Below are 9,066 nucleotides of genomic sequence, written 5' to 3'. Positions count from 1 at the left end.
GGCGGCCGGGCCGTGGCCGCCGGTGAGTCCGGCGACCTGGACAGAGAACTCTCCGCAGACCTCGCGCCGGTCTCCTGACGCGCCGGTCCCGGAAAGATCGGCGGATGTCTGTCGTTGGGTGCGCCCGTTCGGCCGAAAAGCGTAGCCAACGGCAAACTTGTGCGGATCATGCCCGGTGCGGGGTGGTGTCCGGGCCGGGCTCACAGGCCTCCGGTGGACTTCAGCGCCAGGTAGACGTCGGTGACGGCCGCCGCGTAGGTCGCCGGCGGGGCGTCCACGACGTGCGCGCCGCGGCCACGCAGCAGCCCGGCGAGCTGGTTGCGGCGCAGCAGCGTCTGCCCGGCCGCGGCGGCCGAGTAGACCGCGCGCACGTCGCCCCGGCCGGCCGCAAGCTCGGTCAGCCGCGGGTCGCTCACCGCCGCGACGACGACGGTGTGCCGGCCGGTCAGCGCCGGCAGCGCCGGCAGCAGGCCTTCCTCGACGACCGCGGGAGCAAGCTCGGTGAACAGCACGACCAGGCAGTGCCGCCCGGCGGCGCGCAGCACCGCCGAGGCGATCGCCTGGTGGTCGGCCTCGGCCAGCACGGGTTCCACCAGCGCCATGGCCGCGCTCATGCGGACCACCGGATTCCCGCCACCGGCCACCGGCAGGGTGACCCGGGCCGTGGAGTCGTGCGCGAGCAGGCCGACGCGGTCGCCGGCGCGGGCTGCCACGGTCGCCAGCAGCAGGGCGGCGTCCATCGCGTGGTCGAGACGGGGGGCGTCGCCGATGCGGCCGGCGCTGGTCCGTCCGGTGTCCAGGACACAGATGACCCGGCGGTCCCGCTCCGGCCGCAGCGATCTGACCGCCAGCGTGCCGTGCCGCGCGCTGGTCCGCCAGTCGATCATACGAACGTCGTCGCCCGGGACGTAGTCGCGCAGGCTGTCGAACTCCGAGCCCTGTCCGCTGATACGAAGCGTGACGTTACCCTCGATCTCCTGTAGTCGCGCGAACACGGTCGGCAACTGCCGCCGGGAGGGGAACGCGGGCAGCACCCGCACCTGGAACGGCGCATGATGGCGGCCCTGCCGGCCGGCGAGGCCGAGCGGCCCCAGCGAACGGACCGTGATGCGGTACGGGTGGCGGTCCCCCCGGCGGGTGGGGTGCAGGACGACCTCACCGAACCGTCGCTGCCCGGCCGGGACCGCCAGCCGCAGCACCCGGGGCGTGACACCGGACGACGGCGGCCACGCGTCACGTACCAGGGCCCGGACCTTGCGCCGCCCGGTGTTGGTGACGGCGAGGACCAGCGGCACCGGTTCACCCAGCCGCGCCTGCGTCGGGCCGGACCGGGTGAACTCAAGCGTGCGCACACCGCCGGCGAGCACGACGTCCACGACCACCGCGAGCACGAGCGCCGCGTCGACCAGCAGCAGGGTCGCACCCGGGGCCGGGGAGAGCAGGACGGCGACCACGCCGGCGAAGGCGAGGCCGGCGGCCCGCCCGGTGATGGCCACCGCGGGTCACCGCGGGACGGGCACGGTGGCCAGTACCTGGTTGAGGACGGTGTCCGTGGTGACGCCGTCGAGCACGACCTCGGGCCGCAACGAGATCCGGTGCCGCAGCGTGGGCCGGGCCAGCGCCTTGACGTCGTCCGGGGTGGCGTATCCCCGCCCGGACAGCCACGCCCACGCCCGGGTGGTGGCCAGCAGCGCGGTCGCGCCCCTGGGCGAGACGCCCAGTTGCACGGAAGGCGCCGCCCGGGTGGCCCGGGCGAGATCGACGATGTAGCCGAGCACCTCCGGGTGGACCTGCACGCCACGGACGGCGTCGCGGGCGGCGGCGAGATGCGACGGCCCGGCAACCGGCCGGAGCCCGGCCGCGTCCAGGTCGGACGGGTCGAAACCGGACGCGTGGCGGGTGAGGATCCCGATCTCGTCCTCGCGCGGCGGCAGCGGCACGGTGAGCTTGAGCAGGAAGCGGTCGAGCTGCGCCTCGGGGAGCGGATAGGTGCCCTCGTGCTCGATCGGATTCTGGGTGGCGACGACCGTGAACGGCACCGGCAGCCGGCGTGCCGTCCCCTCGACGCTGACCTGGCGTTCCTCCATCGCCTCCAGCAGCGCGGCCTGGGTCTTCGGGGGCGTCCTGTTGATCTCGTCCGCGAGCAGCAGGTTCGTGAACACCGGCCCCTCCCGGAAGGTGAACAGCGAGGTGCGGGTGTCGTAGACGAGCGACCCGGTGACGTCCCCGGGCATCAGGTCGGGGGTGAACTGCAGCCGTCTGGTGTCCAGGGACAGCGCCGCGGCCAGGGCCCGTACCAGCAGGGTCTTGGCAACCCCCGGGACGCCTTCGAGCAGCACGTGGCCACGGCAGAGCAGGGCCACGACAAGACCGCTGACGGCGGCGTCCTGGCCGACCACGGCCCTGGCCACCTCCGCACGCAGCGCGATCAGCGCCTGGCGAGCCGTCTCCGGGTCACCCGCGGCGGCCTGGGCCTGCGCCTGCGTCCTGGGCGGCTCGGCTTTGGACAGCTCGACCTGGGACGACAGCCCGGCCTCGGATACCTCGAAGCCCCTGCCCTCGGGCCCGGCGTTGGCCGCCGGGGCGGCCGGCGCCGCGGTGCCCACGGGCCCGGTCGGGGAAGCGGCGGCCGTCCGCTGGGTGTCGTCGGATGTCTCCGGGACACTCATCCTGCCGCCACCTGCCGATCCGATCCCGCCGCCACCTGCCGGTCCAGCGCGTCGAGCTGATCCACCAGCGCCACCAGCGCCTCGTCCGTCACCTCTGCTGTCGGGGCCGTCCTGACCGCTGCCGGGGCGTCCTGACTCATCCCGGAACCGTACAGGAGCAACGTGATCTCCATTGGGGAGCGTCCGGTACGGGCGGCGACGGAGGCGACGAGCGCGGTCGGGTCCGCCTCGGGCTGCCCCGCGTCACCGGGCCGGGCAGGGCGGGCCCGCGTCGGCAGCCCGAGCCGTTCGGTCAGCCGCCCGCGTGCCGTCGCCCGCAGCACCGCCGCGGCCAGGTCCCGGGCCTGCGCGGCGGCGTAGAGGCGGCCTCGCCCCTCGACGGTCTCGGCGGCGCGCACCACGACCGGGAGCGGTTCAGGTACCGGCGGGCCGAGCNCCGGCGGGCCGAGCCGGCGACCCCGCCACAGGGCGAGAACGACCATGGCCAGGCCGAGTTGGAGGCAGGCCAGCGGCACCCGGTCGGGCAGCAGGTCGAGCAGGCTCCTGCGGGCCACCGCGTCCGGCGCGCCGAGCTGTGGGGTCACCCAGGACAGCGTGCGGTGCCGGTTGAGCAGCCCGATCGCGAGTGCCGCGTTGCCCTGCTCGTCCAGCCGGTCGTTGGTCATGAAACCGGCGTTGCCGACCAGGACGAACCGCCCGGGTCCGGATGGTGCCGGCGGTCGGCCCGGTGTCCGGGGCGCCGGCACGACGACCAGGGCCGAGGCCGACCCCACCGGATAGCACGTGGTGACCTCGGCCGCGTCCGGCCCGGCGGCCCGGAAACCGGACCTGCCACCGAGCGTGACGGTCCCCGCGGCGGTGGCCTCGGGCAGCTGGCATCGTGGCGCGGGCGTCCCGGACGGGACACGGCCGGTGACGGTGACCGGCAGGTCCAAGGCGTCGACGACGGTCGCGCCCGGCTCAAGGAGCACCACGTCGGCGCCTTGGCCGGCCAGGTGGGCGAGTCCGTCGAGCGCCTGCCCGGGTGCCCGCTGCGGGTGGGTCAGCACGATCGTGACATCGGCGGGATCCGACTCGTTCACCGCCTCGGCCAGGTCGTTCGTCGAGGTGACCGCAACGCCGTGCGCCTGCACGAGCCGTGCCAGGGCCATGGTCCCGTCCGGGTCGGCCGACCCAGGATCGAGTGGGCGTCCGTTCGAGCTGTCGGATATGGCCGCGAGTGTTGTACAGATGACGACAAGTAGTATCAGGACGGCTGCGACGCGGATGCCGCGGCGGGCTCGCGGATCGAGTCTCCGGTGCCCGGTGCCCGGCGCCTGCGGGGCAGCGGCCTGCGAGACCGTGACCTGTGAGGACGCGATCTGCGAGGACACAGCCTGCGAGGACGCGATCTGCGGAGACACAGTGTGCAAGGGCCCCTCCGGCGGGACAGCGCCCCGCGCTGGCACAGCTCGTGACGGAGCGCCGGAAGGCGAAGTGCCGGAAGCATGGTTGCGCTGCCGCCGGCCGGCCAGGGGGCTCAAGCCGGCACCGTGAAAGTGGGAGCCGGCCTGGCGTCCGCTCCCGGCCGTGGCCGCAGCCCGGTGAGCGCTTCGTCCGCCCGGACGACGGTGAGGTAGGACGCCTCGGACGCGGTCCGCCCGCCGTACCAGATCTCACTGAACACGGTCACGGCCCCGGCCAGGACGGGGGTGGTGGCGGGCGCGATCCNGCGCGATCCGGCCGACTTCGGCGACCAGTTCGCCGGCGGTCCGTCCCGGCCGGGGCTCGAGTACCCCTGACTCCTCCAGCATCCGTACGACGGCACGCAGCCGGGAACGCACCGCGTCGGCGAACGCGCCGGCGCGNGGGCCGCGGCGGCGGCCTCGGCCCGCAGCGCCGCCGCCGGCAGCGGGCTGGCCAGATCGAGGTCGGCCGAGGCCGTCCGGGCCTGCCGCCGCAGTGGGCCGAGGCGCAGCCGTAACGCCACAGCGGCCGCGGCGACCACGATGACGATGGCCGCGATGCCGAGGCCGCCGCTGGACGGCTCGGTGACGCCGGCCCACAGATCGGCGAGCCGCACGGTGAGCCAGTTCACCGCACGCTCGAACCAGCCTGGTCCGGCCCGGTGGTAGATCGCTCTGGACAGCTCGCGGCGGGCTTCCTCCGCCGCCGCGTCACGGGTCACCACCGGCCCGATCACAGCGGTTCAGCCATTGCCGTGCCATGGCCCGGACGCTCGTGCTCCCGTCACCGATGCCCGTGGCCTCGTCACTGAGGGCCCTGGCCGGTCGCGGCACGGCGCTCCCGCGCCGCCTGGGCGAGCGTCATGTCGAGCCCTTCCAGCCGGATGCGGCGGTCGACGTAGAGCAGCACGATCACGCTCGCCATGATCGGCATGGCCACGGTGTCGATGACGATGCTCATTATCGCGTTGAGCGCGAGGCCCGGCCCGGTGAAATCGCCGCTGACCGGATCGGTCAGGGAGTCGCTGGCGGCGGCGAAGGCCAGCCCGAAGACGAAGGCGAGGACGAACAGCAGGACGGCGACGACTATGCCTGTCAGCAGCAGGATGCCGAAGGTTCGCCACCATGCGCCGCGTACCAGCGTCCACGAGCGCCGCATGGCCGTCCTGATCGTGCCGCCCTCGAGGACGAACGCGGGGGTCGACAAGGCCAGCGCGACCGCCACGAAGACGCCGCCGACGACGAGCCCGACGATCCCGATCAGGGTCAGCAGCGTCACCACGATCGACAGCCCTGCGAGGCCGGGCAGCCGGGGCCGGATGCGCCGCAACACCTCCCCGATCTGGATGCTGCTACCCAGTGTCAGCTCGCTGACCGCCACGCTGAGCGCACCCGTCAGCGCGATGCCGACGACGAAGCTGATGATCGCATTCACGATGCCGAGGGAGAGCGCGACACCGGTGGAGGCGTTCTGACCGATCGCGGTCAGCGTGACCGCGATGATCTGCGTCGCGGTGGTGACGCCGAGGGTCAGTCCGATCATTACCGCGGGGCTGCGCCGCAGCGCGGCGAAGGCACCGTCGAGTATTTCGCCGGCGGCCAGCGGCCGTAGCGGGATGATTCCCGGTTTCTCGGCCCGCGGCGGCGGCCCCCACCGGCCTGGCCCGCCCGCTGGCTGCGGTTGCCCCCAGCCCGGTGGTGACTGATTCCAGCCGGGATGCGGGGACGGCTGGTTCCAGTCGGACGGCGGTGGCTGGGGCTGCCCCCAGCCGGGTGGCGGTGGCTGCTGCCGGCCGTCCGCGGGATTCGGCCCGCCGGGTGGCTGGGGGTTGCCCCAGCCGGCTCCGCCGGTCATGTCGGTCTCCTCACGTTCTCGGGCCTCCGGCGGTCCGGGGGAGGCGGTCGCGCCGGTGTCCCGGCGCGCTGTCCGGGGCCGGCGCACCCGCGCCACCGTGACTGGCTCGTCGTACAGGTGGATCCGCGCTGCCAACGATCGGCCCGGCCTGTCGCGTGCCCGTACTGCCGGTGGACCCGGTGAGTGCGATCGTGCCAGATTTGTCGATGTTGAGTGTCAGGCGGGCGGGAAAGCCCGCTGTCGATGCCTGTATGTATTCATTCATTTTCTTTTCGTGTCGGCGGGACGGCTGTGCCCACAGATCATGCACGTCCTGGACGCCCTGGACAGGCGTTGTCCACAGGCGGGTACCGTCCCACGACGGTTTTCCACAGGGCGCGCCAGGTGCTGGCCAGGTCGAGGCCGGCGGGGCGACCATGCGACACATGCCCACCACATACCTGACTGCCGCCTTCGAGGTTCTGCTGGACCTTCTCCTGCCGCGAAGCTGCGCCGGCTGCGGCAGTCCCGGTCCGGCGGTCTGCGCGGTGTGTGAGGCCGCGGTCGATCGGCCCGCATTCCTCGCCGCTCCGGGACAGACGGCCACCCCGAAGCGGCGAGGGCCACCGTGCTTCGCCGGTGCCGTTTACGACGGTCCGTGCCGGCGGATCCTGTTGGCCTTCAAAGAAAGAGGCCGGTTGGACGCCCCCGGCCCGCTCGTGTCGGCGCTGGCCCGCGCGGTGGTCGCGGCCATGGCCATGTCAGCGCACGACGGCCCGGTCGTTCTCGTGCCGGTGCCGTCGACCCGGGTTGCGGTACGTCGGCGCGGGTTCGACCACGTGCGCCGGCTCGGCGACGGCGCCGCCCGGGTGCTGCGCCGGGCCGGTGTGCCGGCACGGGTGGTGCCGATGCTGCGCCCCGCCCGGCCGGTGGCGGACCAGGCGGGCCTGGGTGCCGCGGAACGCGCGGCCAATATCGACGGCGCGTTCATCCTGCGCCGCGCTCCAGGGGGCAGAGAGCCACGCGACCATGTTTCTTTCGCGGCCGAGTCCTTCCCGCCAGGTGTTTCCGTCGGTCGGGACGGCCACGGGACACCTGGACCGTTGTTCGTCGTCATCGACGACGTCGTGACGACCGGGGCGACGCTCTGCGAAGCCACTCGGGTGCTGCGCGCCGGCGCGGTACCGGTATCGGTAGCAGCTGTCGCCGCCGCGACGTTGGCTCACCGAAGCCCTACTCGAGATGACCGGCCCCAAGCTGTCCGTTTGCCTGCGATCAGGGTACCGGAGGGATAAAACTGTCGTCACCCGTACCGGCACCGCGGGAACTGACAGGCGGAGCGAGGGTCCAGGTGTCCGGGGGCCCGAGCGGAAGGAACGAGGCAGCAGATAAGCCCTGGCGCACGGCACGACACCGGAAGTGGGATCTGGCCCGATCTGTCGGGACTGCCCGATTGTCGCGACTTCCGGTCTACAGGAAGGTGAAACGAGTGGACATCGTGGTCAAGGGAAGGCACACCGCGGTTCCTGAAAGGTTCCGTGAGCAAGCCGAGGCCAAGATTGCGAAGCTTGAGAGGTTTGATCACAAGGCGTTCCGGGTGGATGCGGAGCTCTCCCGCGAGCGCAACCCGCGCATGGCGGACGTCCGCGAGCGTGTCGAACTGACCGTGTTCTCACGGGGCCCGGTCATCCGTGCGGAGGCAGCCGCGGCCGACCCCTACGCGGCGCTCGACCTGGCCGCGGCGAAGCTCGCCGAACGGCTACGGCGGGCTGCCGACAGGCGGGTCCGTCACAACGGCGCGGGCCGTGTCTCGCTGGCGCAGACCGCCCCCGCCCGGCCGTCCGGTCTGCCGGACGGGGGTCCGGAGGCCGGCGCGATCGATGCTTCGGCGGCTGCCGGCGGCGACACGGACTACGGTGTCGCGGACTTGTCCCCCATGGTCGTCCGTGAGAAGGTCCACCGAGCCACTCCCATGACTCTCGACGAGGCGTTGTCCAATATGGAGCTCGTGGGCCACGACTTTTACCTCTTCTGTGACGCGCATACGGGCCTGCCGAGTGTCGTCTACCGACGGTGCGGCTACGACTACGGTCTGATCCGGCTTGAGTCGGATGCGGGTGCGGACACGGGTCAGAATCCTCACTAGGATTCCGCGGTTCGCGCATAGGCCGCCGTGTCCGGGCCACCGGCAGGCGGATCCGAAGGACGGCTACGACCAACCTCGTGACGTGGTCGCAACGGTGTAAAGGCATGCAGGTCCAATTGACGTGGGACCATCTGCCGTGGACGTCTTCAGCCGCCTGCCAGGTGGCCCGTGCACCGGTATGGGTCACCTGGCAGGGGTCCGCCGCGACGTGAGGGAGGTCATATGACGGGGGATGGGCGTCAGCCGGGGGAGGAGCCGTCGTCGCCGGATCCCATCCGGGTGCTCGTCGTGGACGATCATGCTCTGTTTCGGCGTGGCCTACAGATGGTTCTTGAGCAGGAGAAGGACATCGAGGTGGTCGGTGAGGCGCCGGACGGTTCCGAAGCCGTCACGATGGCGGTCGACACCGCGCCCGACATCGTCCTCATGGATGTCCGGATGCCCCGTCGCGGCGGGATCGACGCGACCAGCGCGATCAAGCAGGCAGTGCCCAGCGCAAAGATCGTCATGTTGACCATCAGTGACGAGGAGGGCGACCTCTACGACGCGATCAAGGCAGGTGCCATGGGGTACCTGCTCAAGGAGATCTCGATCGACGAGGTCGCCACCGCCATCCGCGCCGTGCACGGTGGGCAGAGCCTGATCAGTCCCTCGATGGCCTCGAAGCTCCTCAGCGAGTTCGCACTAATGATCAAAAAGGCGGACAGTCGGCCGCAGTTGCCCACCCCCAGGCTCACCGACCGTGAGATGGAGGTTCTGCGGCTTGTCGCCAAGGGGCTCAACAACCGCGACATCGCCAAGCAGTTGTTCATCAGTGAGAACACGGTCAAGAACCACATCCGCAACATCCTGGAGAAGCTTCAGCTGCATTCCCGGATGGAGGCGGTGGTCTACGCGGTCAGGGAGAAGCTGCTGGAAATCACCTGAATCCGTCACCATCCGCACCCGCCACCCGAGCCTGTCGGCGGCCGT

Annotated in this window: 7 protein-coding genes; 3 read left to right on the top strand and 4 right to left on the bottom strand. The window is 72.0% G+C overall.

From position 1 onward, the window contains the following. Positions 1-200: 200 nt before the first annotated feature. From FrCorBMG51_RS07125 to FrCorBMG51_RS07105, 4 genes are all read right to left on the bottom strand, one after another. Entirely contained in the window at positions 201-1,496 is a 1,296-nt protein-coding gene (locus FrCorBMG51_RS07125) for a DUF58 domain-containing protein (RefSeq protein ID WP_047222304.1), read from the bottom strand. 6 nt (positions 1,497-1,502) lie between these two features. Next, positions 1,503-2,669 (bottom strand): AAA family ATPase, encoded by a 1,167-nt coding sequence (locus tag FrCorBMG51_RS07120; protein ID WP_175648358.1) that lies wholly within the window; start codon positions 2,667-2,669, stop codon positions 1,503-1,505. Continuing rightward, on the bottom strand, positions 2,666-4,042 hold the full coding sequence (locus FrCorBMG51_RS07115) for a DUF4350 domain-containing protein (protein ID WP_052914443.1): 1,377 nt from the start codon (positions 4,040-4,042) through the stop codon (positions 2,666-2,668). Before FrCorBMG51_RS07115 ends, FrCorBMG51_RS07120 begins: the two co-directional genes overlap by 4 nt. An 877-nt stretch (positions 4,043-4,919) precedes the next feature. Further along, entirely contained in the window at positions 4,920-5,969 is a 1,050-nt protein-coding gene (locus tag FrCorBMG51_RS07105) for a DUF7847 domain-containing protein (RefSeq protein WP_047222362.1), read from the bottom strand. A gap of 425 nt (positions 5,970-6,394) precedes the next feature. Between FrCorBMG51_RS07105 and FrCorBMG51_RS07100 the strand changes: the two genes are divergently transcribed. The 3 genes from FrCorBMG51_RS07100 (at position 6,395) to FrCorBMG51_RS07090 (ending at position 9,021) form a co-directional block, all read left to right on the top strand. After that, entirely contained in the window at positions 6,395-7,243 is an 849-nt protein-coding gene (locus FrCorBMG51_RS07100; protein WP_052914441.1) for a ComF family protein, read from the top strand. Positions 7,244-7,437: 194 nt separating this feature from the next. After that, positions 7,438-8,094 (top strand): ribosome hibernation-promoting factor, HPF/YfiA family, encoded by a 657-nt coding sequence (gene hpf, locus FrCorBMG51_RS07095; RefSeq protein WP_047222302.1) that lies wholly within the window; start codon positions 7,438-7,440, stop codon positions 8,092-8,094. A 222-nt stretch (positions 8,095-8,316) separates the two neighbouring features. Next, a complete protein-coding gene (locus tag FrCorBMG51_RS07090) occupies positions 8,317-9,021 on the top strand; it encodes a response regulator (RefSeq protein WP_013872584.1) in 705 nt (234 codons plus the stop codon). The last annotated feature ends 45 nt before the right edge of the window (positions 9,022-9,066 follow it).

This window comes from Protofrankia coriariae, from assembly GCF_001017755.1.
Classification (GTDB): Bacteria; Actinomycetota; Actinomycetes; order Frankiales; family Frankiaceae; genus Protofrankia; species Protofrankia coriariae.
This window is presented reverse-complemented; position numbering and strand designations above follow the sequence as displayed.